The organism is Streptococcus sp. oral taxon 058 str. F0407, from assembly GCF_000235485.1.
Lineage (GTDB): Bacteria > Bacillota > Bacilli > Lactobacillales > Streptococcaceae > Streptococcus.
The window spans coordinates 41,098-64,685 of record NZ_JH378889.1 but is presented as its reverse complement, the minus strand read 5'-3'; the positions used below and the strand labels follow the sequence as shown (position 1 = coordinate 64,685).

22 protein-coding genes are annotated in these 23,588 nt (G+C 42.1%); 3 read left to right on the top strand and 19 right to left on the bottom strand.

From position 1 onward, the window contains the following. Positions 1-9: 9 nt before the first annotated feature. The 17 genes from HMPREF9184_RS07425 to HMPREF9184_RS07345 all read right to left on the bottom strand — a co-directional run bounded on the left by HMPREF9184_RS07425 (position 10) and on the right by HMPREF9184_RS07345 (position 19,329). Complete coding sequence (locus HMPREF9184_RS07425; RefSeq protein WP_000730560.1) at positions 10-1,068, bottom strand: AAA family ATPase; 1,059 nt, start codon at positions 1,066-1,068, stop codon at positions 10-12. 143 nt (positions 1,069-1,211) lie between these two features. After that, positions 1,212-3,644, bottom strand: a complete 2,433-nt coding sequence (locus HMPREF9184_RS07420) for an ATP-dependent Clp protease ATP-binding subunit (RefSeq protein ID WP_001109722.1) — start codon at positions 3,642-3,644, stop codon at positions 1,212-1,214. Between the two features lies 1 nt (position 3,645). Then, complete coding sequence (locus HMPREF9184_RS07415; RefSeq protein ID WP_001211256.1) at positions 3,646-4,104, bottom strand: CtsR family transcriptional regulator; 459 nt, start codon at positions 4,102-4,104, stop codon at positions 3,646-3,648. A 117-nt stretch (positions 4,105-4,221) separates the two neighbouring features. After that, positions 4,222-4,950: an ABC transporter ATP-binding protein gene (locus tag HMPREF9184_RS07410; RefSeq protein WP_000136212.1), complete on the bottom strand. Its 729-nt coding sequence runs from the start codon at positions 4,948-4,950 to the stop codon at positions 4,222-4,224. Next, positions 4,950-5,957, bottom strand: coding sequence for an ABC transporter substrate-binding protein (locus tag HMPREF9184_RS07405; protein WP_000754528.1), 1,008 nt, complete (start codon positions 5,955-5,957; stop codon positions 4,950-4,952). Before HMPREF9184_RS07405 ends, HMPREF9184_RS07410 begins: the two co-directional genes overlap by 1 nt. Positions 5,958-5,990: 33 nt before the next feature. Then, a complete protein-coding gene (locus HMPREF9184_RS07400; protein ID WP_083822914.1) occupies positions 5,991-6,749 on the bottom strand; it encodes an ABC transporter permease in 759 nt (252 codons plus the stop codon). Further along, positions 6,712-7,002, bottom strand: a complete 291-nt coding sequence (locus HMPREF9184_RS07395) for a thiamine-binding protein (RefSeq protein WP_000647671.1) — start codon at positions 7,000-7,002, stop codon at positions 6,712-6,714. Before HMPREF9184_RS07395 ends, HMPREF9184_RS07400 begins: the two co-directional genes overlap by 38 nt. A 279-nt stretch (positions 7,003-7,281) precedes the next feature. Then, positions 7,282-9,915, bottom strand: a complete 2,634-nt coding sequence (gene polA / locus HMPREF9184_RS07390; protein ID WP_033586040.1) for a DNA polymerase I — start codon at positions 9,913-9,915, stop codon at positions 7,282-7,284. A gap of 84 nt (positions 9,916-9,999) precedes the next feature. Next, on the bottom strand, positions 10,000-11,109 hold the full coding sequence (locus HMPREF9184_RS07385) for an SH3 domain-containing protein (RefSeq protein WP_000143403.1): 1,110 nt from the start codon (positions 11,107-11,109) through the stop codon (positions 10,000-10,002). A gap of 90 nt (positions 11,110-11,199) precedes the next feature. Then, the gene (locus tag HMPREF9184_RS07380; protein WP_001278161.1) at positions 11,200-11,475 is read right to left on the bottom strand and encodes a Veg family protein; all 276 of its coding nucleotides are present in this window, start codon (positions 11,473-11,475) and stop codon (positions 11,200-11,202) included. Position 11,476: 1 nt separating this feature from the next. Further along, a complete protein-coding gene (gene dnaB, locus HMPREF9184_RS07375; RefSeq protein WP_000852479.1) occupies positions 11,477-12,826 on the bottom strand; it encodes a replicative DNA helicase in 1,350 nt (449 codons plus the stop codon). Positions 12,827-12,869: 43 nt separating this feature from the next. Further along, the gene (gene rplI, locus HMPREF9184_RS07370; protein ID WP_000864209.1) at positions 12,870-13,322 is read right to left on the bottom strand and encodes a 50S ribosomal protein L9; all 453 of its coding nucleotides are present in this window, start codon (positions 13,320-13,322) and stop codon (positions 12,870-12,872) included. Beyond that, positions 13,319-15,292 carry a DHH family phosphoesterase gene (locus HMPREF9184_RS07365; RefSeq protein WP_000739992.1) on the bottom strand — a complete coding sequence of 658 codons (1,974 nt, stop codon included), beginning with the start codon at positions 15,290-15,292 and terminating at the stop codon, positions 13,319-13,321. The genes rplI and HMPREF9184_RS07365 overlap by 4 nt, the downstream gene beginning before the upstream one ends. A 161-nt stretch (positions 15,293-15,453) precedes the next feature. Continuing rightward, positions 15,454-16,632 (bottom strand): acetyl-CoA C-acetyltransferase, encoded by a 1,179-nt coding sequence (locus HMPREF9184_RS07360; RefSeq protein ID WP_000656065.1) that lies wholly within the window; start codon positions 16,630-16,632, stop codon positions 15,454-15,456. Between the two features lie 111 nt (positions 16,633-16,743). Then, on the bottom strand, positions 16,744-17,292 hold the full coding sequence (gene hpf, locus HMPREF9184_RS07355) for a ribosome hibernation-promoting factor, HPF/YfiA family (protein ID WP_000599119.1): 549 nt from the start codon (positions 17,290-17,292) through the stop codon (positions 16,744-16,746). A gap of 79 nt (positions 17,293-17,371) precedes the next feature. Next, complete coding sequence (locus tag HMPREF9184_RS07350; protein ID WP_000995718.1) at positions 17,372-18,034, bottom strand: ComF family protein; 663 nt, start codon at positions 18,032-18,034, stop codon at positions 17,372-17,374. Then, positions 18,031-19,329: a DEAD/DEAH box helicase gene (locus HMPREF9184_RS07345; RefSeq protein ID WP_000867715.1), complete on the bottom strand. Its 1,299-nt coding sequence runs from the start codon at positions 19,327-19,329 to the stop codon at positions 18,031-18,033. Before HMPREF9184_RS07345 ends, HMPREF9184_RS07350 begins: the two co-directional genes overlap by 4 nt. Positions 19,330-19,385: 56 nt before the next feature. Here HMPREF9184_RS07345 and HMPREF9184_RS07340 point away from each other — a divergent pair, with 56 nt between their 5' ends. The 3 genes from HMPREF9184_RS07340 (at position 19,386) to cysK (ending at position 21,503) form a co-directional block, all read left to right on the top strand. Continuing rightward, positions 19,386-20,021: a YigZ family protein gene (locus HMPREF9184_RS07340; RefSeq protein WP_000395753.1), complete on the top strand. Its 636-nt coding sequence runs from the start codon at positions 19,386-19,388 to the stop codon at positions 20,019-20,021. Between the two features lie 15 nt (positions 20,022-20,036). Beyond that, entirely contained in the window at positions 20,037-20,480 is a 444-nt protein-coding gene (locus tag HMPREF9184_RS07335; protein ID WP_000863908.1) for a PH domain-containing protein, read from the top strand. Between the two features lie 96 nt (positions 20,481-20,576). Then, the gene (gene cysK / locus HMPREF9184_RS07330) at positions 20,577-21,503 is read left to right on the top strand and encodes a cysteine synthase A (RefSeq protein ID WP_000158477.1); all 927 of its coding nucleotides are present in this window, start codon (positions 20,577-20,579) and stop codon (positions 21,501-21,503) included. Positions 21,504-21,602: 99 nt separating this feature from the next. On the opposite strand, the gene tsf is transcribed toward cysK, so the two are convergent. Continuing rightward, positions 21,603-22,643, bottom strand: a complete 1,041-nt coding sequence (gene tsf, locus HMPREF9184_RS07325; protein ID WP_000808086.1) for a translation elongation factor Ts — start codon at positions 22,641-22,643, stop codon at positions 21,603-21,605. A 78-nt stretch (positions 22,644-22,721) separates the two neighbouring features. Beyond that, a complete protein-coding gene (rpsB, locus tag HMPREF9184_RS07320; protein ID WP_033586011.1) occupies positions 22,722-23,501 on the bottom strand; it encodes a 30S ribosomal protein S2 in 780 nt (259 codons plus the stop codon). Positions 23,502-23,588 lie beyond the last annotated feature (87 nt).

The window sequence follows — 23,588 nt, the reverse complement described above, 5'->3', positions numbered from 1 at the left end:
CATTTTCTCCTAATCTGCTTGGTAAATGGTATCGATAGCCACTTTGGCTGCTTCATAATTGCCTAGGTAATCCTCAGCTAGATAAACTAGTGGAATGGTGGTTAAATATTGCTCTCTCATCTGGTCCAAATGCTGGGAAAAACTGTGACGAATATGGTCTTCTGCCATGGTCATATCTCTAAAGCCGTCATTGACATAGGAGCCGACAGGTTGAACAAAGAGAATCAAGTCCCATTTTTCCTTAGCCAAGATCGAAACAAAGAGATTGTCAAAGGTTTCTCCTGATAAATCCTCTTGTTCCTCAGCCTCCATGTAATAATCATAGTAGCCCTTGGTTACTAAGGAGTTGGTGTCAGCTATCACTAGACCTCGATTGGCATTGCTATCGATTAACTTAGAGGTCTGGTCATACTGCCCCAACAAGAGATAATAGTAATCCTTTGGAGTCAATTCATCGTCGCGGACATTGTTTTTGATCTGGTACTCACGCGCGTATTCCAGACTAACGGGCGCATCGTAATACCTTGCCAAATCTTTTGCTAAAGTGGTCTTCCCATTACTTGCACTTCCCATAATCAATACTTTCTTTGTAAACTGACGACGGAAGGGCTGAGCAATATATTTCCAATATTTGCTTGGATTTTCTCGAATCATAGTCGCTGAGATACCAAACTTTCTTTCTTGCAAGACGGTCTCAAATCCACGTTTAGCTAATTCTTGCTGATAGTCACGTTCTCCCACAAAAAAGATCAGTTCTTGCTGGGCTTCATCGTAGGAAATCTCCGCTAACATCTGATCCAACCACTCCTGCCAGCCCATAGGGTAGCGAGGAAGCTTGGTTTCATCTAACTTGCAGACAGAGGTTAACTCATCGTCACGAAAAGCCTCTCTGATATAGCGAAATCTTTTTTGAAGACTTAAGCCTATCTGCTCCCCTCTGTCTCCCTCATAGCCTGAAACGACTACCCAGACCTGATCACACTGACGCTTTGCTCGCTGGATTAAATCGATATGCCCCTGATGGAGAGGGGCAAAGGTCCCAAATACGACTGCTGTTTTCTTTTTCATACATGCTCGCCTTTTTATAATTTTCTATATTTTTATTTTTCTATGTTTTTATTATATACTATATTTTTGTTTTGTCAATGGTTTTTATCATTTTTTATAAAAAAGTAGAAAAAAGAATCAGGACCTCTCCTGATTCTCCATTTTTAAGCAATATCAAATTTCAATTGTCCAGCTTTGACACCAATCTTGAGAGTCTTACCTGCTACCAGTTCTCCCTTAAGGAGGAGTTCTGCCAACTTGTCTTCCACCTCTGTTTGCAGGGTTCTGCGAAGTGGACGGGCTCCCATTTCTGGATCATATCCTTGACTAGCTAGCAACTTCAGGGCTGAAGCTTGCAGTTTCAAGTCGATACCCTTCTCTGAAAGGCTAGCAATCAATGGTTTAACCATGATCTTAACAATTTCCTGCATGTGGTCGCTATCCAAGCTGTGGAAGACCACCTTTTCATCAATACGGTTGATAAACTCTGGTCGATAAGCTTTTTTCAACTCTTCAAAGATTCGTTTTTCCATATTTTCCTGGTCAAAACGAATGTCTTTCGCGCCAAATCCGACAGTCTTATCATCACGAAGAGCCGTCGCACCAAGGTTTGACGTCATGATGATGATGGTATTTGAAAAGTCCACCTTGCGCCCCTTGCTATCTGTCAAGACACCGTCATCCAGAACCTGCAAGAGAACATTAAAGATGTCTGGGTGGGCCTTCTCTACCTCGTCAAAGAGGAGAACGGAATAGGGTTTGTTACGAACCTTCTCAGTCAACTCCCCACCTTCTTCGTAGCCCACATAGCCCGGAGGAGCTCCATTGAGACGGCTAGCTGCAAATTTCTCCATATATTCACTCATATCAAAGCGGATAAGGGCTGATTCGTCATCAAAGAGGACTTCTGCCAGAGCCTTGGCCAATTCGGTCTTACCGACTCCTGTCGGCCCTAGGAACATAAAGGAACCAATCGGACGCTTGTGACTTCGAATCCCTGACTGGTTGCGGCGAATGGCACGACTAATACTTGAAACAGCTTGATCTTGACCGATGACACGTTTGTGCAGTTCAGCTTCCAAGTTCAGATATTTCTTAGCATCCGTTTGCGTCAGTTTTTGGACTGGAATCCCTGACAAACGACTCAAGGTGGTCAAAATATCAGATTCTGTCACCAAGTCTTTATAGACAGGCAATTCTTGTTCTTTTGCGATTAGCTGACCTGCTTGTTTCCACTTGCCATCCATCAAGGCCTTGTCAGCTGGACTCAAGTCGGATTCGTCTGCTTTCACATGCTTGGATTTGTTTTGCACTGTTGCTGCCGCTTCATCCAAGAGGTCGATAGCAGAGTCTGGCAAGTGACGACTGGTCAGGTAACGATGCGCCATCTTAACTGCTGTTTCGACAGCTTCATCTGTGATTTGCACACGGTGGTGTTTCTCATAGGTAGTCTTCAAACCTTGCAAAATGGTCATACTATCAGCTAAACTTGGCTCTTCAATCGTCACTTTGGCAAAACGACGAGAAAGGGCCGCATCTTTTTCGATGTGTTTTTGGTATTCTTCCTGAGTGGTTGCACCAACCGTTCTCAAAGTTCCACGAGCCAAGGCTGGCTTCAAGATATTGGCCGCATCCAGAGTCGAATCAATACCGCTACCAGAACCCATGATGGTGTGGAGTTCATCGATAAAGAGGATAACTTTGCCATCTTCCTCGATATCCTTGATGATATTGTTCATACGCTCTTCAAAGTCACCACGAAAACGTGTTCCTGCAACAACATTCATCAAGTCAAGCTCTAACACGCGCATCTTAGCCATTTCCGCAGGTACATTCCCACTAGCAATACGCTGAGCAAGTCCAAGTACCAGAGCTGTTTTCCCGACACCCGCATCACCAACCAAGACCGGATTGTTCTTGGTCTTTCGGCTCAAGATTTGAATCATACGTGAGATTTCTTTGTCTCGACCGATAACTGGCTCTAACTTGCCAGAGCGCGCTTGCTCCGTCAGGTCATGCGTGTAGTCCTCTAGACCGCCACTTTGAGCTTGAGGCATGCCCATCATATTGGCCATAGAATTTTGCTTGTCTGCTACCGTGCGATGACGTTGACGCAAAGCCTTAAGATCTTCTCGTGTCCAACCTGCACGTTCCTCTAAATTGCGACGAAGAGCAGCAATTCTGACCTGATCTTTCTGGTCTTCATAAGAAAAGCCTGCTCTCTCCAAGATGCGAGTTGCCAAGGCATTACCATCATGCAAAATCGCATAGAGGACATGCTCTGTCCCTAGCACCTTTGCATGAACCACTGAGGCCACATACTCTGCTTCAGCAAAAAGAACCTCCAAACGATGGGAAAAGGGCAATTCCGTAAAGGTTTCGTCTTGGCTATAGTCTGTTTCAGTCAATTCCAAAGCAACCTCTTCTAAACGGTCCATTTCATAAGGATAATCATTTAGAGTCGCACCTGCCACACTGTAGCTGTGATTGGACATGGCAATCAATAAATGCCAAGACTCTAGATATCGAGCTCCAAAATGGCTCGCAACCATGTAGGCACTTTCGATACATTCATTCAATGCTTTTGAATAGTTCATCTTACTTCTCTTTTCTATCTACCTCTTGTAATAGCTGTCGGAGCATATTGGCACGGACAACTGCGGATTCTTCCCCTAGGACACGATCTGTTGCTACTGAAGTCAGCAAGGTCATCTCCTGCTTGGTCATCAAGTCCTGCTCCACCAAAAGTTGCAGAATATCCTCATAAATCTCCTGACTAACTCGCTCACCAATCGAGTAAAGCAAATCGCGGAGCATCTCATGATGATTGGAAAACTCAATCCGTCCGATGCGAATGTAGCCTCCACCACCACGCTTGCTCTCAACCAAGTAACCTCTGCTTTCAGTAAAACGTGTCTTGATGACATAGTTGATCTGACTTGGCACAACCTGGAAGGTATCTGCCAGCTGGCTCCGCTGCAATTCCACGATACCAGATTGGTCTAAAATTGCCTTGATATAGGCTTCGATATGATCTGATGTATTTTTAAATCTCATAGTAAATCAAACTCCTTCTTTGAACCTTGACTATCTTTGACTATTATACCGAAATTTTTGATTTTTTTAAAGGAAAAGGGAGCAAGTAAAGAATAATCTTCACCGACTCCCTATTTTCTATGTATTTAATCCCAATTCCGCTAGTATTCTTCGCTTATAAGCGATTTTCTGGACTTCCTTATCCTCAGTCTGGGACCAGCCTAGTTTGACTTCAGAAACAATCTGTCCAGGGCGATTTTTCAAGATATAGATGCGGTCGCTGAGATTGAGAGCCTCTTCAATACTGTGGGTAATAATCAATGTCGTCAGCTGCAACTGTTTGTGAATCTCCAGATACCAAGCGTGGAGTTCCATCTTGGTCATCTCATCTAAGGCACTAAAGGCCTCGTCCAAGAGAAAGAGCTTGTGCCCAAAAAGGTAGGTACGGAGCAAGGCCACACGCTGGCGCATCCCTCCGCTGAGTTCATGGGGATACTTGTCCCGTACAGCTGTCAACTGGAAGGTCGCAAGGATTTCATCCGCTCGAGCAATAGCTTCTGCCTTTTCGACCTTTTGGATCAAGAGGGGCAGGATGATATTGCCAAGCACCGTCTTGTGCTCCAAGAGCAGATCCTTTTGTAACATATAACTCACGCGCCCCTTGGGATTCTCCTCGCCATCAAGGACAATTCGCCCTGACTGAACTTCTAAAATTCCAGCGATCAGATTAAAGAGGGTAGTCTTTCCTACACCACTTGGACCTAGGATAGAAACCACTTCACCTGAAGTCACCTGCAGGTTTATATCCTCTAAAATCTTCTCCTCGCCATAGGCATAGCTTACGTGTTCTAGTCTAATTTCTGTCATTATTTTACAAATTCGTTAGTGAAGCCTTTGTCAGTCAAGTCTTCTTTAAGGATACCATTTTCTTTATCCCATTTGTAGAAGGCATTCCAACGGTCTGCATCAAATTGTCCCCATTTTTCCTTGTCGCTTGCGTATTCTTTTGACAAGTATTTTTGAGATTCGATAACAAAGTCACGTTTTTCCTTGAGTTCAGGTGCATTTTTGATGAGGATATCAGCTGCTTCTTCTGGGTGTTCCATAGCGTATTGGTAGCCTTTTTTGATGGCTTGGATGACTTTACGAGCTTCTTCTTTGTTGTCTTTGAGGTAGTCGTTGTTAGCGATGATAACCGGTGAGTAGTAGTCAAACTCCTTGACATAGTCTTTCAAGTACATGAAGTTAGCATCTACGCCTTGAGATTTAGCAAGGATACCGTCCCAACCGTAGTAGATCCAAGCAGTATCAAAGACACCATTGGCAATTGGTGTGATGGAGTTTGAGTCGTTGTTTGGTACTTTTTCGACCTTTTCGAAGTCTCCACCTTGAGATTCCACCAAGGTTTTCAACATAGCAAGTTCAGTCGGGTCATTCCAAGTTCCGTATTTCTTCCCAACCAAGTCCTTTGGACTGCTGACATTGTCCGATTTACGTGAGATGATTCCTGATGTGTTGTGCTCAACGATAGCGGCAACGGCAGTGATTCCTGCACCTTTTTCCAATTTCTTAGCCATGTAGTCTTGGAAATAGATAGCAAATGGCGCCTTGCCATTGATCACCAAGTCAGACGAGCTTTCTTCAGGTGGCAATTTCAAATCAACATCCACTCCAGCTTCTTTGAAATAGCCTTTTTCCTTGGCTACATAAAGTCCTGTGTGGTTGGTATTTGGGGTCCAGTCTAGGATAAAGTCAATCTTCTTAACTTCTGCCTCTTTGTTGTCCTTAGAAGCCGTCCCTTGACCACAAGCTACAAGCACGACAGCTACAAAAGCTGTTACAATCGTTAAAAACACTTTCCATGTCTTTTTCATTTTATTTCCTCTTTTCTTTTTCTCAAACGTCTTCTATGGACGTTTCCATTTAATCACATATTTTTCACTGATATCGACCAATTTCATACCTAGAAGACTGATGAGCGACACCAGAATAATAATGGCAAACATGGTATCATACTGAAACAATTTCTTGGACTGAATCATGTAAACACCAAGACCTTCAAAACCTCCCAACCACTCAGATACCACCGTTGTGATAAAGGCGTAGGAGACACTGACCCTCAGACCTGCATAAAAGTAGGGCAGGCTGACCGGGATTTTGAAATGCCAAAGGATTTGCCAAGGATTTGCTCGCATCAAGCTAAACAAGGTCAGCATATCCTTGTCACAATGCCTAAAACCGTCCAAAATACTGACAATGATCGGGAAGGTTGTCGTCAGGATAATCAAGACAATCTTGGGCAAAATCCCATAGCCCAACCACAAGACCAGAATAGGGGCTATGGCAATGGTCGGGATAGTCTGAACAACCACCATCATAGGATAAATCAAGTCATTGAGCCAAGTTAAACTGTCCATAAGCACTGCCATCAGACAGGCAATCAAGACTCCTAAGACTAGACCTAGCAAAGCCACTCTCAAGGTCGCCCAGCTATGGTACCAGAGAAATTCTCTGTCACGAATAAAGGACTGGAGGATCTCAAGAGGAGTTGGCAGGATAAACTTGGGTAAAAGTTTGAATATTCCCGCTAACTGCCAGACCGACAAGACTCCGAGAAATCCCAAAAGACTAATCTGTCGTCTCATCATACTTTTCAAGTTTCTCATCAATACTTAAAATCTCTCCTACATTTATTTTGACATTGGCAAAGACATTATCTGCCTCCTGCCTAGCCACTTCAAGCGCCTCTTTGAGAATACGCATAAGCTCATCAAAATCTCCTTCCAAGACCGTTTCAAATGGTGTCACCACCATGGTCACGGACTGAGCTTGCAGATAAGCAATCACTTGATCGATAATAGCGATTCGATCAATCCCCTGTGATAGGGGCAAGACTTGCAAGGCAATGCTTGCTTTCATAAAAACCTCCTCTTCCCAGGTTTCCTTTTGACAAAAAGAAAAACCTTTTCCATATATACGGAAAAGGTGCAGAATTCGACTAAGTATCCTTCCCTACGCTGGCATTACCCAGATCAGGTGCGGTCGAAGTTTAACACTTCCTCTCAGACTGTACACAGACTCCCGTATCTTATATGGAGATATAGTAACGCAAATACAAGGAAAAGTCAAGGAAACTGTTTACAGAAAACCATGAAAAAGAATTTGAAGCCAATTGCTCCAAACTCTTTCTTAACTTTCTTATTTAGCCTCGTACCAGGTTGCTCCTTCATTTTCATCTGCAATGAGGGGAACACTGAGCTGGATGGCTTCTTCCATGGTTTGTTTCACTAGAGTTTTGACGGCTGCTAGTTCTGCTTTCGGAACCTCAAGGACGATTTCATCATGCACTTGCAAGAGCATCTTGGTCTGATAGCCACCTTCAACTAGAGCTTTGTCTAGCTGAATCATAGCAATTTTGAGAATATCCGCCGCCGATCCCTGGATAGGGGAGTTAATGGCTGTCCGCTCCGCAAAACCACGAATGTTAAAGTTGCGCGAATTGATATCTGGTAGCTCTCGACGGCGCTTAAAGAGGGTCTCTACATAGCCCTTATCACGCGCCTCACGCACCACTTCTTCCATATAGTTTTTGATTCCAGGAAAACGTTCAAAATAGGTATCAATATAGGCTTTGGCTTTCTTACGGCTAATACCAAGATTATTTGCCAAGCCAAAGTCTGAAATCCCGTAAACAACTCCGAAGTTAACCGCCTTGGCATTACGACGGTCGTTTGGAGTCACATCCTCAGGACGCTCAATTCCAAAGACCCGCATGGCTGTCGAAGTATGGATATCCGCCCCCTCTTGGAAGGCCTTAATCAAGTGCTCATCTTTAGAGATATGCGCCAAAACGCGCAACTCAATCTGTGAATAGTCGGAGCTAAGAAGGACACTATCCTCCCACTCTGGCACAAAAGCCTTACGAATGAGGCGACCTTGTTCCAAACGCACAGGGATATTTTGCAAGTTTGGATCTACACTAGACAGGCGCCCGGTTTGAGTCAAATCCTGCACATAGCGCGTGTGAATCTTGCCATCATCCAAAATCCAATCCTGCAAACCAATCACATAAGTGGATTGAATCTTAGCAATCTGACGGTAGTCTAAAATTTTCTTAACAATTGGCGCAATCGGAGCCAGACGCTCTAGCACATCTACGGCTGTCGAGTAACCTGTCTTGGTTTTCTTGGTGTATTCTAGGGGAAGACCGAGCTTTTCAAAGAGAAGCACACCCAACTGCTTGGGTGAGTTGATATTAAACTCCTCACCAGCTAGCTCATAAATCTCCTGAGTTAGCTTTTCAATGACAAGCTCATTTTCAGTCTGCATCTCAAGCAAGGTCTCTTTCTTGACCGTAATCCCAGCGATTTCCATCTTGGCAAGGACAAAGGCCAGAGGTTGCTCCATGTCATAGAGGAGATCTAACTGTCCATGTTCACTGAGTTTTTCAAGTAAAACCTGCTCTGTCTCAACCAATACAGCAACCTTGCGAGCCAAGTGCTCCAAGAATTTCTCTCTCTCAGGAATGGCTTTCTTGACCCCCTTACCGTAGAAGGTCTCATCATCGACCATGTAAGTCTGACCATAGAGACTCGCAATGGTTGAAATTTCATTATTCTCGACAGTAGACAGGAGGTATTTAGCCAAGCGACTGTCAAAAGCAGGGGCCTGCAAATCCAAACCAAAGCGATTTAAGAGGACTTTAGCTTTCTTAAAGTCATACACTTTCAGAGGTGTTTTTTCCAGAAATTCCTTGAGAATCGGCTCCTGCAAGAGCTCAAGTTTATCTGTAGCGTAGAGTGTATTTCCACAAGACCATGCAAAACCAACCAAGTCATCTGTATGGTAGTTCTCCCCAAAGAGTTCAAAGTGGAAGATGGAGTCGGCACTCAGCATGTCATGACTGACTTGCTCAACAATAGTGAAATCCAAACTTTCAGGCGCATCCGTCGACGAAATATTTAAAGCTTGCTTGAGTTGTTTGAAGCCCATCTCATCATAGAATTTCCCAAGATTTTCCACATTTGGTCCACTATAGACCAAATCATCAAGGCCAATCTCAATCGGTGCATTTGTTTCAATAGTCGCCAACGTTTTAGATAGGAAGGCTTGTTCCTTATCATTGATGAGATTTTCCTTCATCTTGGATGCCTTCATTCCATCGATATTTTCATAAATACCTTCGAGCGAGCCGTGTTCTAGCAAGAGCTTGATGCCCGTCTTTTCACCGATTTTCGTGACACCAGGGATATTATCAGACTTATCCCCCATCAGGGCCTTGAGATCTATAAACTGAGCTGGTGTGAGTCCCATCTTTTCCATGAGATAAGCTGGTGTAAAGGCCTCAAACTCAGCCACACCTTTCTTGGAAATCTCGACCACCGTACACTCATCCGTCAACTGGATCAAGTCCTTGTCCCCGCTGACAATGGTCACATCGAAGGAATCTTTCTCAGCCAAACGGCCTAGGGTCCCGATGATATCATCCGCCTCATACTGGGGCAACTCATAATGGCGAATTCCAAGATGGTCTAACAACTCACGAATGAAGGGAAATTGCTCACGAAACTCATCTGGAGTTTTAGCGCGACCACCCTTGTAGTCTGCATACATCTCTGTTCGGAAAGTCGTCTTACCTGCATCAAAAGCTACCAAAACATGGCTGGGTTCAACTCGCTCCAAGACATGATTCAACATGAGTTGAAAGCCATAGATTGCATTGGTATGAAGACCATTAGCATTTTTAAATCGATCCAGTTGCTGATAGAGCGCAAAAAAAGCTCGAAAGGCAACAGAAGATCCATCAATTAATAATAATTTTTTCTTGTCCATACACCCATTATAAAGGAAAGCGGGGAAAAATACCATCGGAAAGAATAGACAAATGGTCGTGAAGTCCTCTTTTTTATATTCCTTCTAAACTCTAGCTCCGTTACTATCTACTCGATAGCCATCCACAATGGTATTCACTGCTAAAGCTCCTGAAGCATTGACGTAGTAATATTTTCCTCCTACTTGGAACCACTGACTAGACTTCATAGCCCCTGAACTCTCCAAATAATACCATGTTCCGTTTTCCTTGAGCCATCCTGTCTGCATCTCCCCCGATGCCTTTAGATAGTACCAATGCGAACTATCCTTTACCCAACCTGTTGACATGGTCCCATTGTCTTTAAAGTGATACCAACTGCCGTTTATTTCCTTCCAACCAGTTGCGAGTTTCCCGTTCTCACGGTAATTCCAAATACCGTTTTGCTTCTTCCAACCATTTTCCACTGATTCTGTTTCCGTATGCTGGACGTATCTTCTCGTTCCACTATAGGATAGGTAGCTAAGCCATTTATAACCGTCCTTTTCTACGATTTGGTCGTAGCTAACATTTTCACCAGGATAGTAGTAGTCAATAACTTGTGCTGTACTTGACGGCTGGTTTCGAATGGCAGATTTTTGAGTAAACGTGTGAGTCCCACTAGACGCCAACCCTGACCTGATAGGATTTCCAGTTCTACCATCATTCCCTACCAAGTCCTTAAAATGGATAAAGCCTGTCATAGAGCTAGATTTTACGCTTCGACGATTGTATTTCTCCCTAACACCATAGTTATACTCTTCGATCTCAATCGTGTCCCCTGATACATTAGACACCCAGGCCACATGTCCGTAGTAACCTTCTGTCGACCAAGCAATAGATCCAACTTCTGGCTTAGTGTCAACACGGTAGCCTTCTCTCCTTGCGCGGTGCCCCCATTCATTCGCATTACCATAGGCAGGAGGGATCTCAAAGCCATTTACACTACTCAAACGAAAGGCTGCAAAAGACGTACACTGGCGAGAATACATCCGCCACTGATCGATTTCAACACTACCATTTTTGTAGTGAATCGGATAGTCATCTCCACGCGCTACACTGTCAGCCTGAACCGATTCCCCACCAAACAAAAAAGTACTCGTAACGAACAAAGTAGCCAGTCCTACACCCAACTGAGTATATCCACTCTTCTTAACTCCTGATTTTAAAAACGTCATTCATTCTCCTTAATAATATAAATTTCCGAGGTTACCCTCGTTTATACTATTCGGGAGAAAAAGAAAAAAGTGAGCAAAGCTCACTTCATTTTAGGATTCTTGGTCTAGATAGCGAATTAAATTCTTTTCTGTCAGGATATCTGAGTAGGTGAAGGATTCCACATAGACATTTGCTTGTTTGTCTCCCTCAACGTCCCCAAATTCAACGATAAATAGAGACGGATAAACTTCAATTAGCTTACCAAATCTATTTTTTTGGCGCTTACGGCCATTCTCCAAAGTCATTTCAACGACTTGTCCCTCATGCGCCTTGATTTCTTCTTTGATTTTTTTCATCTTGGCTACATCTGTAAATGCATCTGACATCTTATGCCTCCCTCTTTGAGATACTTGAAAATTTATTGTATTCTTTTTGGAAAATCAATTCCACCGTTCCACGAGCTCCACTACGGTTTTTCTCGATGATAACCTCTACCTTATTATTTGGTATGCCTTCTTCTTCACCACCACGCTCATAGTAGTCGTCACGGTATAGAAAAGCTACGATATCCGCATCCTGCTCAATGGAACCCGATTCACGAATATCAGACAAGACTGGTCTCTTATCCTGACGCTGTTCCACACCACGAGATAACTGACTGAGAGCAATAACTGGAACCTTTAGCTCCTTAGCTAGGATTTTTAACTGACGAGAAATTTCAGAGACTTCTTGTTGGCGGTTCTCACGACCAGTCCCTGTGATAAGCTGTAGGTAGTCTATCAAAATCAAGCCTAGATTGCCTGTTTCTTGAGCTAATTTACGTGAACGAGAACGAATCTCCGTAATCCGAATTCCTGGAGTATCATCGATGTAGATACTCGCGTTGGCTAGGTTTCCTTGAGCAATGGTATATTTTTGCCACTCCTCATCGGTCAATTGACCCGTACGGATAGAATGGGATTCCACCAAGCCTTCTGCCGCCAACATACGGTCTACTAGGCTTTCTGCACCCATTTCCAGTGAAAAGATAGCTACCGTCTTGTCCAACTTGGTTCCGATATTCTGAGCAATGTTCAAAGCAAAGGCTGTTTTACCAACCGCAGGACGAGCTGCTATAATAATCAGTTCCTCCTCATGCAATCCGGTCGTCATATGGTCCAAATCACGGTAACCTGTCGCAATACCTGTGATATCAGTTGTTTGTTGTGACCGAACTTCTAGATTCCCAAAGTTGATATTCAGAATATCACGGATGTTCTTGAAACCACTACGATTGGCGTTTTCACTGACATCAATGAGGCCCTTTTCAGCTTGAGCAATGATTTCATCTACAGGTTTAGAAGCTTCATAGGCTTGGTTGACAGACTCTGTCAACTTGGAAATCAAGCGACGTAGCATAGACTTTTCGGCTACAATTTTGGCATAATACTCTGCATTAGCTGAAGTTGGTACAGAGTTGACAATTTCAACAAGGTAGGACAAGCCACCAATATTTTGGAGATCTCCTTGACTATCCAAAATCGTCCGAACTGTTGTCGCATCAATTGCTTCACCACGATCTGACAAGTCCACCATCGCTTGGAAAATCAACCGATGAGCATACTTAAAGAAGTCTCGAGAATCAATGTATTCCCGTACAAAAACGAGCTTACTCTCATCTATAAAAATAGCCCCCAGAACAGATTGTTCTGCCAAAATATCCTGAGGTTGAACTCGTAGTTCTTCTACTTCTGCCATCCGACTTTCCTTTCTTTTACAATCTTGTCAAGAAGTTGTAAACTTACCCTTCCTTTACACGAAGATTGATGACACTTGTAACATCTTGGTAGATCTTCACTGGAACATCAATCAAACCTACTGCTCGAATTGGTGCTTTTACTTGAATGTGACGTTTGTCAATCTTGATACCAAATTGCTTTTGCAGTTCTTCCGCAATTTTCTTGTTGGTGATTGACCCAAATGTACGACCATCTGGTCCAACCTTTTCAACAAACTCTACAACAGTTTCTTCTGCTTCAAGCTTGGCCTTGATGGCCTTTGCTTCAGCAATCATCTCTGCATGAGCTTTTTCTTCAGATTTTTGTTTTCCACGCAACTCGCCCACTGCTTGAGCAGTCGCTTCCTTAGCCAAATTCTTTTTAATCAAGAAGTTTTGAGCGTAGCCAGTTGGCACTTCCTTGATTTCACCTTTTTTCCCTTTTCCTTTGACATCTGCTAAAAAGATTACTTTCATTCTTCTTTCTCCTTTTCCTTTAGTTCATCTAAGACAAGTTGAGTCAATTTTTCTCCTGCTTCTGACAGACTCATATTCTCGATTTGCGCAGCCGCTAGATTAAAGTGACCACCGCCACCCAACTCTTCCATAATGCGTTGGACATTGATTTTACTGCGGCTTCGAGCTGAGATTGAGATAAATCCTTGTGTATTTTTCGCTAGAACGAAACTGGCTTCAATACCGGACATAGCCAACATAGCATCGGCAGCCTTACTGATAACAACTGTGTCATAAGTGGTTGTGTCCTTAGCCTGAGCAATTAAGACATCTGAACCTAACTTACGACCTTGTAAAATGAGTTCATTTACCTCACGATATTCTTCAAAATCTGTCGCAGCAATCTCCTGAATAGCAATACTATCGCTTCCACGTGTCCTGAGGTAGCTAGCCACATCAAAAGTTCGACTCGTTACTCGCGACGTAAAGTTTTTGGTATCCAACATCATACCAGCCATTAGTACACTAGCCTGCATACGACTCAAACGATTCTTCTTAGAATTTTGGAACTGAATCAATTCTGTTACCAACTCGCTCGCACTACTTGCCCCACTTTCAATATAGGTGATTACTGCATTCTCTGGAAAATCCTGATCACGTCGATGGTGGTCAATGACAATGGTTTGAGTGAACAGTTTGTAAAAATCTTTCGACAAGGTCAAAGCCGTCTTCGAATGATCCACTAGAATCAACAAAGAGCGCTTAGTAACCAGCCTCATCGCATCAGACAGAGGCAAGAGCTTGGTGACACCCTCTTTTTCCAAGAAATTGACCGCACGCTCGATATCTGGCGACATTTGATCTGCATCGTAGACTGCATAACTGTCTTCTGTAATATTGCTCGCAAACAACTGCATACCGACAGCAGAACCCAAAGCATCCATATCTAGATTTTTATGACCAACTACAAATACCTGATCCACACTGCGAATCTTATCTGAAATAGCTGTCATCATCGCTCTCGTACGTGTTCTCGTTCTCTTAACAGAGGCTGCAGAGCCACCACCAAAATAGACAGGATTCTTGGTTTCATCATTTTCCTTGACGACCACTTGATCCCCACCACGAACCTCAGCCAAGTTCAAGTTCCTTAAAGCAACTTTCCCTATCTCATCATGATTTCCATCACCATAAGAAAAGCCCATGCTCAAGGTCAATGGCAACTGTCTCTGCTTTGCCTCCTCACGAAAGGCATCAATCACAGAGAACTTATCATTCATTAAGCCCTCAAGAACTGTGTAATCAGTAAATAAATAAAAGCGGTCCATCCCCACACGCCGAGAAAACATAGCGTACTTACTAGCAAATTCTGAAACAAAATTGGCTACAAAACTATTAATATGACTGATATCCGAGTCGGAGGTTGCGTCTTCTAGATCATCATAGTTATCTACCGAGATGACCCCAATCACTGGTCGACTAGTTACCAATTCGACAGTTGCTTCGTATTCCCCTGAAACGTCAAAGAAATACAGGACACCTGAAGCCTTATCCATATGAACGGCATAGCGTGTTTCCCCCAAGGTAGCGTAAGAACCAGGGTTCCCCACAGAAGCCTTGATGATAGTTTGAATTAACTCAACATCAATTTCGCCTTCTTCAGTCGTTAAAATCAACTCAGCATAAGGATTAAACCATTCGACTTCGCCAGTAGATAAGTCTAATTTCAGAACACCAACTGGCATTTGCTCAAGCAGCGTATTCAAACTCTCCTCTGCCTGATGATTTACATATTGGATTTGTTCAATTTCGCTCTTTTCATACTGTTTTTTTTGCCAAACGAATAAAAGCAGATAAAGAAGTACAAATAAAAACAAAACACTTATTGTTACAGCAATATTATGCGAAAAAATAATCAGCAATGTTAAGATTCCGAAAGTTGCAATCCCTAGTAGAACCGCAGAAATCGGAGTTAAATTATTTTTTTTCATTCTAAACCTCTTGCGCATTATTATATCACAAAAGCCCTTAAAAAGCGACCTTTAAAAAGAGGTAAGTCTCCTTTTACTTATTGATTTTTTATGGTTTGACTGCAAAAAGGAGAATAAGCCCATTATCCTCCTGCACATCTATATACTCTAGTTACTATCACCTAACGTTCCACGATAATAGCAATTCCCATCCCTCCCCCGATACAGAGAGTTGCTAAACCAGTCTTAGCATCACGTTTCATCATCTCATGTACCAGAGTCACTAGGATACGGCAACCTGAAGCCCCAATTGGATGACCAAGAGCAATGGCACCACCATTGACATTGACAATATCTGTGTTAAAGCCAAGTATTTTCCCAACCGCACAAGCCTGGGCAGCAAAGGCTTCATTTGACTCAATCAAGTCGAGATCATCAACTGTCAAATTGCCTTTTTCAAGAGCTTTGCGAGTTGCATAGATCGGTCCACATCCCATCATCTTAGAATCCAAACCTGCACTTGCATACGAACGAATACGAGCAATGACTGGAAGTCCTAATTCTTCAGCTTTTTCAGCACTCATGACCAAGACAGCCGCTGCTCCGTCATTGATACCTGAGGCATTACCCGCTGTAACAGAACCGTCTTTTTTGAAAACAGGATCTAGCTTAGACAAGCTCTCCAAGCTAGAATCTTTTCTAGGAAATTCATCTGTATCAAAGACGATAGGAGTGCCTTCACGTTGAGGAATGACCACCGGAACAATCTCTTCCTTAAAGCGTCCAGATTCTATAGCCGCCACTGCTCGTTTTTGTGATTCCAAAGCAAGAGCATCTTGTTCATCCCGGCTAATACCATATTCTTCGGCTACATTCTCAGCTGTAATCCCCATATGGTATTCATTAAAGGCATCAGACAAACCGTCCTTAATCATGGTATCTACAACTTTCGAATCGCCCATACGACCGCCCCAACGGAAGCTTGGCAAAACATATGGAGCCTGACTCATGTTTTCAGCACCACCAGCCACAACAATATCTGCATCGCCACACTGAATCGCTTGAGCAGCCAAATGCACTGCCTTCAAACCGGAACCACAGACCTTATTGATAGTAAAGGCTGGTGTAAATTCAGGGACTCCCGCATGAATACTCATTTGGCGAGCTACGTTTTGTCCTAAACCTGCGCCTAGGACATTTCCCATAATCACTTCATCTACCTGCTCTGGTTTAATATTCGCTTTTTCCAAAGCACTCTTAATTACCAAAGATCCCAAATCAACAGCAGAAACATTCTTCAAGCTCCCGCCAAAGGAACCTAAAGGTGTTCGCACTGCCGAAACAATAACTACGTCTTTCATGACTACCTCCATTTGAAACTATAAAATTCAAGATTTAGCATCAGAAAAGCTCAACCAAAAGCAAAAGTGGTTTACACAATTGTAAACCACTTTTACATAGCTGTCAAGATTTTATGATTCCTTAACTTCTAGCAAACCAACTTCACCATCCTCACGGCGATATAAAACATTTGTTGTTTGATCTTCTACGTCTACATAGATAAAGAAATCATGTCCCAACAAATCCATTTGAAGAAGCGCTTCTTCCAAATCCATTGGTTTCAAATCAATTTGTTTTGAACGAACCACTTTTGGTTGCACAACATTTGCATCTTCAACTAGAGCATCTGTAAAGAGTTGGCTTGTCGCAACCTTATTTTTATTCTTGCGTTCGATTTTTGTTTTATTTTTTCGAATCTGGCGTTCAATTTTATCTGTTACAAGATCGATAGAACCATACATATCTTGAGAAATATCTTCTGCACGAAGAGTAATTGACCCAAGTGGAATTGTTACTTCAACTTTTGCTGTTTTTTCACGGTAAACTTTCAAGTTGACACGTGCATCCAACTCTTGTTCAGGTTGAAAATATTTTTCGATCTTTTCGAGTTTAGAAACTACATAATTGCGAATTGCTTCTGTTACTTCTAGGTTTTCACCACGGATACTATATTTAATCATATAAGTACCTTCTTTCTAAACATTTTTATTTTTCTAACTATATTATAACGCTTTCATTTTCATTTTGCAAATTTTTTCCTCATCTTACAAGGGAAAAAGTTTTGACTTCCAATACACCTGCATCTTCAAAAAGTCGCTTTACACGATTGATAGTCGCTCCTGTCGTATAGATGTCATCAATGAGCAAAATCTTCTTAGGAAGAGGGGCTTCCGTTTTGATATAAAATGGAATTTCAGTAGCTAATCTTTCCGAGCGATTCTTAGAAGAACTAGCTTTCTCTTCTCTTTTCCCTAATAAGCCTTGAAAAGAGAATCCTGCTGCCTCAACCAAACCTTCAACCTGATTAAATCCTCTCTCAAGCAATCTTTCAGGACTTAAGGGAATTACTACAAATTCATAGCCTCTATACTTTTTCAATTCATTAGCAAGAACAGGAGCAAAAACCTTTCTAAGCAGAAAATCCCCATCAAACTTATATCGACTAAAGAAGTCTTTCATAGCTTGATTATAGGTAAATATCGCTTTATGGCTGACTTGAATGCCTTCTTTACACCAAAGTTTACAATCTTGACACTTTGTTGACACGTCTATTTTCATGCAGTTTGGGCAACAATCCTCACCAATCTTCTCAAAAGTAGACTCACAAGCTGAACAAATATAGTTGCGCTCATTCTTCAAAAGAAAGAGATGACTAAAAGTCAAGTCACTCTTTGTGGTCTGTCCACATAATAAACAGTTCATAGTCCCGCCTCCTTGTTCATCTGCTTGATTTCCTTGATTGCCTTTTTGATGGAAGTATTTAATCCATCATGAAAGAAGAGCAATTCACCAGTCGGTCTATCCATACTGCGCCCAACTCGCCCTCCAATCTGAATCAAGCTAGACTTGGTAAAAAGACGATGATTAGCTTCTACAACAAAAACATCCACACAAGGAAAGGTAACTCCACGCTCCAAAATTGTCGTACTGATAAGTATCGTCAACTCTCCATCTCGAAAAGCTTGCACCTGCTCTAATCTATTTTCTGTGACAGAGGACACAAAGCCGACTTTCTCATTGGGAAAATGCTCTTGCAAGAGTTCTTTCAACCTCTCACCTTTCTGAATTTCTGATGCAAAAAGAAGTAATGGAAAACCAGTTCGTCTCTGTTTCTCAATATAGGTTTTTAACTTTGGTGACAACTGACTCTTATCTAAATAACGATTAAAATCCGATAACCAAACTGGCTTTGGAATAATCAATGGATTTCCATGAAATCGTCTCGGCAAGCTTAACCTTTTTAATTCTCCTGTGCGAACCTTCTTATCTAACTCATCTGTAGAAGTCGCTGTAAGGAATATCCTTAACCCTTCCTCCTTTACACTTTGATTTACAGCATAGTAAAGCACCGAGTTGTCAACATAAGGAAAGGCATCTACTTCATCCACTATCAGCAAGTCAAAAGCATGATGAAATTTTAACAACTGATGAGTCGTTGCAACTACTAGGGGAGTTCGAAAATAGGGATCTGATTCGCCATGGAGTAGTGCTATGTCGCAAGCAAAGTCATTCTGAAGTCGCTTATACAGTTCCAAACATACATCGATTCGAGGACTAGCCAAACAAACTGCGCCACCATCATCAATCACTTTGGCCACAACTTGGTAAATCATCTCTGTCTTTCCAGCTCCTGTTACAGCGTGAACCAAGGTTGGCTCTTGTTTGTCTACCGCTTGAAGCAGTCCCTCTGACACTTTTTTTTGAAAAGGTGTTAACTGACCACGCCATTTAAGAACATCTTGCTTCGGAAAAACCTCCTGCGGAAAATAGTATAAGGCTTGATCACTCCTGACTCGCTTCATAATTAAGCACTCCCGACAATAGTAAGCACCGATGGGCAAATACCATTCTTCTAGAATAGTACTATTACAACGTTGGCAGAACAATTTTCCCTTCTCTTTTCTCATTGCTAGAAGTTTCTCAGCCATCTGACGTTCTTCTTTCGTTAATTCTTTCTCAGTAAACAAGCGACCTAGATAGTTTGGATTTACTTTCATACTTCTTTATTCGTAAAAATCTAGCGCTTTAGGTAATTTTTTAGTACAATTAAATCATGGAATTTAGAACAATTAAAGAAGACGGGCAAGTCCAAGAAGAAATCAAAAAATCGCGCTTTATCTGTCATGCCAAGCGTGTCTATAGCGAAGAAGAAGCTCGTGACTTTATCACTGCTATCAAAAAAGAACACTACAAAGCCACCCATAACTGCTCTGCTTTTATTGTAGGGGAACGCAGTGAGATCAAGCGTACCAGTGATGATGGCGAGCCTAGTGGTACTGCTGGAGTCCCTATGCTTGGCGTCTTAGAAAATCATAATCTTACTAATGTCTGCGTAGTGGTTACCCGCTACTTTGGGGGAATTAAGTTAGGTGCTGGCGGTTTGATTCGCGCTTACGCAGGAAGCGTAGCTTTGGCTGTCAAAGAAATTAGTATTATTGAAATCAAAGAGCAGGCTGGCATAGCCATTCAAATGTCTTACGCTCAGTATCAAGAATATGGCAATTTTCTTAGAGAACATAATCTCATGGAACTCGAGACAACCTTCACAGATCAAATTGATACCATAATTTATGTTGATAAGGAAGAGAAAGAAAATACCAAGGCTGCTCTTGTGGAGTTTTTTAATGGAAAGGTTACTTTAACAGATCAAGGTTTACGAGAAGTTGAAGTTCCTGTAAACTTAGTGTAAACAAAGGAGAACAATATGGCATTTGGAAAATTCATTCAAGGACTCGCTGGTAACTTTAGCGAGCAAAACAAAGAAACTCTTATCAAAGAATATGGACAATATCTACTAGAAAATGAAGAAATTCAAAGTGGATATAAACTGATTCGTGACTCAATTATATTTACAAATATCCGTATTATCTTTACAGATAAGCAAGGCGCTACTGGTCGCAAGATGTCTGTGAAATCTATCTTTTTGATGAACATTGTAAATGTTGAAATGGAAACTGCAGGAGCAGGTATAGATGATAGTGAAATTACTATAACTTATTTAGAAAATGTCTTTCTAAAAGCACATAATGAGCGTTTTAGTGTTCATAAATTTGAATTCCCTAAGAAAACGGATATTGTTCCACTTTATACCTATTTATTAGAATTGGCTTATCACAATCGCTTGAAAATTAATGGCTTAGACCTTTGATATAAAAAAATCCTATCACTTTGATAGGATTTCTATATTTTACAAATAGCCGAGAGCACGTTATACTAGTATCATCTTATATAAAGAGGTATATCTATGACTATTTATAACAATATCACTGAACTAATCGGACAAACACCAATTGTTAAACTCAACAATATCGTTCCAGAAGGTGCCGCAGATGTTTATGTAAAACTTGAAGCTTTTAACCCTGGATCGTCAGTAAAAGACCGTATTGCCCTTAGCATGATTGAAAAGGCTGAACAAGATGGTATTCTAAAACCAGGTGCTACTATTGTTGAAGCAACAAGTGGGAATACTGGAATCGGACTTTCTTGGGTTGGTGCTGCTAAAGGATATAAAGTTGTTATCGTCATGCCAGAAACGATGAGTGTGGAACGACGTAAGATTATCCAAGCCTATGGTGCTGAACTCGTCCTTACTCCTGGTAGCGAAGGAATGAAAGGAGCAATCGCCAAAGCTCAGGAAATCGCTGCTGAACGTGACGGATTCCTGCCGCTCCAGTTTAACAATCCAGCTAATCCTGAAGTACACGAAAGAACAACAGGAGCTGAAATACTAGCTGCTTTCGGTCCTGATGGACTAGATGCTTTTGTGGGTGGGGTCGGTACTGGTGGAACAATCTCAGGTGTTTCTCATGCACTCAAAGCAGCAAATCCAAACATTCAAGTTTATGCAGTTGAGGCAGACGAATCAGCTATCTTATCTGGGGAAAAACCAGGACCTCACAAAATTCAAGGTATCTCAGCTGGATTTATTCCTGATACACTTGACACAAAGGCCTATGACAGTATCGTTCGCGTAACGTCAGATGATGCTCTAGCACTTGGCCGTGAAATTGGTGGAAAAGAAGGCTTCCTTGTTGGGATTTCTTCTGCCGCAGCCATTTATGGAGCAATCGAAGTTGCCAAAAAATTAGGTACAGGTAAGAAAGTCCTTGCTCTAGCACCAGATAACGGCGAACGTTATTTGTCTACAGCACTCTATGAATTTGAAGTGTAGTCTCCTAAATGCACTTAGCCCTTATTAAAGGGCTTTTTATTTACCTATAGGGAACTCTCTTCAGCATAAGAAAAAGGAAGCAAATTGCTTCCTTTTCAATTAGTTATTCAAGGCTGCTGCCATTGTAGCTGCAACTTCAGCTTCGAAGTCGTTCGCAGCTTTCTCAATACCTTCACCAACTTCAAAGCGAGCGAACTCAACTACTGAAGCGTTAACTGAATCAAGGTATGCTTCAACCGTCTTGCTGTCGTCCATGATGTAGACTTGTGCAAGAAGTGTGTATGCTTGGTCAACTTTAGTGTTGTCAAGCATGAAGCGGTCCATTTTACCTGGGATGATTTTGTCCCAGATTTTTTCTGGTTTGCCTTCTGCAGCCAATTCAGCTTTGATGTCAGCTTCAGCTTGAGCAATTACTTCGTCAGTCAATTGAGCTTTTGATCCATACTTCAAGTGTGGAAGAGCTGGCTTACCAACCATTGCACGGCTTTCGTTGTCTTGGTCGATTACGTGGTTCAATTGTGCCAACTCATCTTTAACAAATTGTTCATCCAATTCTTTGTAAGAAAGAACTGTTGGTTTCATCGCAGCGATGTGCATTGAGATTTGTTTAGCAAGCGCTTCGTCTCCACCTTCAATAACAGAGATAACACCGATACGGCCACCATTGTGTTGGTATGCTCCAAAGTGTTGTGCATCTGTTTTTTCAAGCAAAGCAAAGCGACGGAACGAAATTTTTTCACCGATTGTAGCTGTTGCAGATACATATGCAGCTTCAAGAGTTTCACCTGAAGGCATTGTCAAAGCGAGAGCTTCTTCGTTGTTAGCTGGCTTTCCTTCAGCGATTACTTTCGCAGTAGCATTTACCAAGTCAACAAATTGAGCATTTTTCGCAACGAAGTCAGTTTCAGCATTTACTTCAACTACTGCTGCAACGTTCCCGTTAACAAATACACCAGTCAAACCTTCTGCAGCAACACGGTCAGCTTTCTTAGCTGCCTTAGCCATACCTTTTTCGCGAAGTAATTCGATCGCTTTTTCGATATCACCTTCAACTTCAACCAATGCTTTCTTAGCGTCCATAACACCGGCACCAGATTTTTCACGCAACTCTTTTACAAGTTTAGCTGTAATTTCTGCCATTTTGATTCTCCTATATTTTTTAAAAATAGGAGAGCTGGGCTACGCCCCGCCCTCCTAGGTAATTACTATTTATATGAATTAAGCGTTGTCGCCTTCTACTACTTCAACGATTTCTTCGATTGAGTCTGCTTGAGCTTCTGAAGCTACAAATTCTGCTTCAACTGCTGCTGCATCTTCACCTTGACGTCCTTCGATGATAGCATCAGCCAATTTAGCTGTGATCAATTTAACCGCGCGGATAGCGTCATCGTTAGCTGGGATGATTACATCGATATCGTCTGGATCAGTGTTTGTGTCAACCATCGCTACAACTGGGATACCCAATTTTTTAGCTTCTTTAACAGCGATTTGCTCTTTATGTGGATCAACTACATACATTACATCTGGGATACGAGGCATGTCTTCGATACCACCCAAGAATTTTTCAAGACGTGCACGTTGTTTGTTAAGAAGTGCAACTTCTTTCTTAGGAAGAACGTCGAAGATTCCTTCTTCTTCCATGCGTTTGATTTCTTTCAAACGAGCGATACGTTTTTGGATAGTTCCCCAGTTAGTAAGAGTTCCACCCAACCAACGGTGGTTGATAAAGTATTGACCTGAACGTACAGCCTCTTCAGCAACAGCGTCAGCAGCTTGTTTCTTAGTACCAACAAACAATACAACTGCATCGTTAGCTGCTGCATCACGCATAAAGTCGTATGCTTGGTCAGCGTATTTTACAGTTTGTTGCAAGTCGATAACGTGGATTCCGTTACGCTCAGTGAAGATGTACTTAGCCATCTTAGGGTTCCAGCGACGAGTTTGGTGACCAAAGTGTACACCAGCCTCAAGAAGTTGTTTCATTGAAATTACTGCCATGAGTATTTCTCCTTTTTGTTTTTTCCTCTTCTCGATTTCAACTTGCAAAACGACCCAAAGGCAACAGCTTCACAATTCATCAAGAAT

Coding starts and splice junctions, on each gene's coding strand:
- HMPREF9184_RS07425 (WP_000730560.1), bottom strand. CDS start 1,068: ATGAAAAAGAAAACAGCAGTCGTATTTGGGACCTTTGCCCCTCTCCAT.
- HMPREF9184_RS07420 (WP_001109722.1), bottom strand. CDS start 3,644: ATGAACTATTCAAAAGCATTGAATGAATGTATCGAAAGTGCCTACATG.
- HMPREF9184_RS07415 (WP_001211256.1), bottom strand. CDS start 4,104: ATGAGATTTAAAAATACATCAGATCATATCGAAGCCTATATCAAGGCA.
- HMPREF9184_RS07410 (WP_000136212.1), bottom strand. CDS start 4,950: ATGACAGAAATTAGACTAGAACACGTAAGCTATGCCTATGGCGAGGAG.
- HMPREF9184_RS07405 (WP_000754528.1), bottom strand. CDS start 5,957: ATGAAAAAGACATGGAAAGTGTTTTTAACGATTGTAACAGCTTTTGTA.
- HMPREF9184_RS07400 (WP_083822914.1), bottom strand. CDS start 6,749: ATGAGAAACTTGAAAAGTATGATGAGACGACAGATTAGTCTTTTGGGA.
- HMPREF9184_RS07395 (WP_000647671.1), bottom strand. CDS start 7,002: ATGAAAGCAAGCATTGCCTTGCAAGTCTTGCCCCTATCACAGGGGATT.
- polA (WP_033586040.1), bottom strand. CDS start 9,915: ATGGACAAGAAAAAATTATTATTAATTGATGGATCTTCTGTTGCCTTT.
- HMPREF9184_RS07385 (WP_000143403.1), bottom strand. CDS start 11,109: ATGACGTTTTTAAAATCAGGAGTTAAGAAGAGTGGATATACTCAGTTG.
- HMPREF9184_RS07380 (WP_001278161.1), bottom strand. CDS start 11,475: ATGTCAGATGCATTTACAGATGTAGCCAAGATGAAAAAAATCAAAGAA.
- dnaB (WP_000852479.1), bottom strand. CDS start 12,826: ATGGCAGAAGTAGAAGAACTACGAGTTCAACCTCAGGATATTTTGGCA.
- rplI (WP_000864209.1), bottom strand. CDS start 13,322: ATGAAAGTAATCTTTTTAGCAGATGTCAAAGGAAAAGGGAAAAAAGGT.
- HMPREF9184_RS07365 (WP_000739992.1), bottom strand. CDS start 15,292: ATGAAAAAAAATAATTTAACTCCGATTTCTGCGGTTCTACTAGGGATT.
- HMPREF9184_RS07360 (WP_000656065.1), bottom strand. CDS start 16,632: ATGAAAGACGTAGTTATTGTTTCGGCAGTGCGAACACCTTTAGGTTCC.
- hpf (WP_000599119.1), bottom strand. CDS start 17,292: ATGATTAAATATAGTATCCGTGGTGAAAACCTAGAAGTAACAGAAGCA.
- HMPREF9184_RS07350 (WP_000995718.1), bottom strand. CDS start 18,034: ATGAACTGTTTATTATGTGGACAGACCACAAAGAGTGACTTGACTTTT.
- HMPREF9184_RS07345 (WP_000867715.1), bottom strand. CDS start 19,329: ATGAAAGTAAATCCAAACTATCTAGGTCGCTTGTTTACTGAGAAAGAA.
- HMPREF9184_RS07340 (WP_000395753.1), top strand. CDS start 19,386: ATGGAATTTAGAACAATTAAAGAAGACGGGCAAGTCCAAGAAGAAATC.
- HMPREF9184_RS07335 (WP_000863908.1), top strand. CDS start 20,037: ATGGCATTTGGAAAATTCATTCAAGGACTCGCTGGTAACTTTAGCGAG.
- cysK (WP_000158477.1), top strand. CDS start 20,577: ATGACTATTTATAACAATATCACTGAACTAATCGGACAAACACCAATT.
- tsf (WP_000808086.1), bottom strand. CDS start 22,643: ATGGCAGAAATTACAGCTAAACTTGTAAAAGAGTTGCGTGAAAAATCT.
- rpsB (WP_033586011.1), bottom strand. CDS start 23,501: ATGGCAGTAATTTCAATGAAACAACTTCTTGAGGCTGGTGTACACTTT.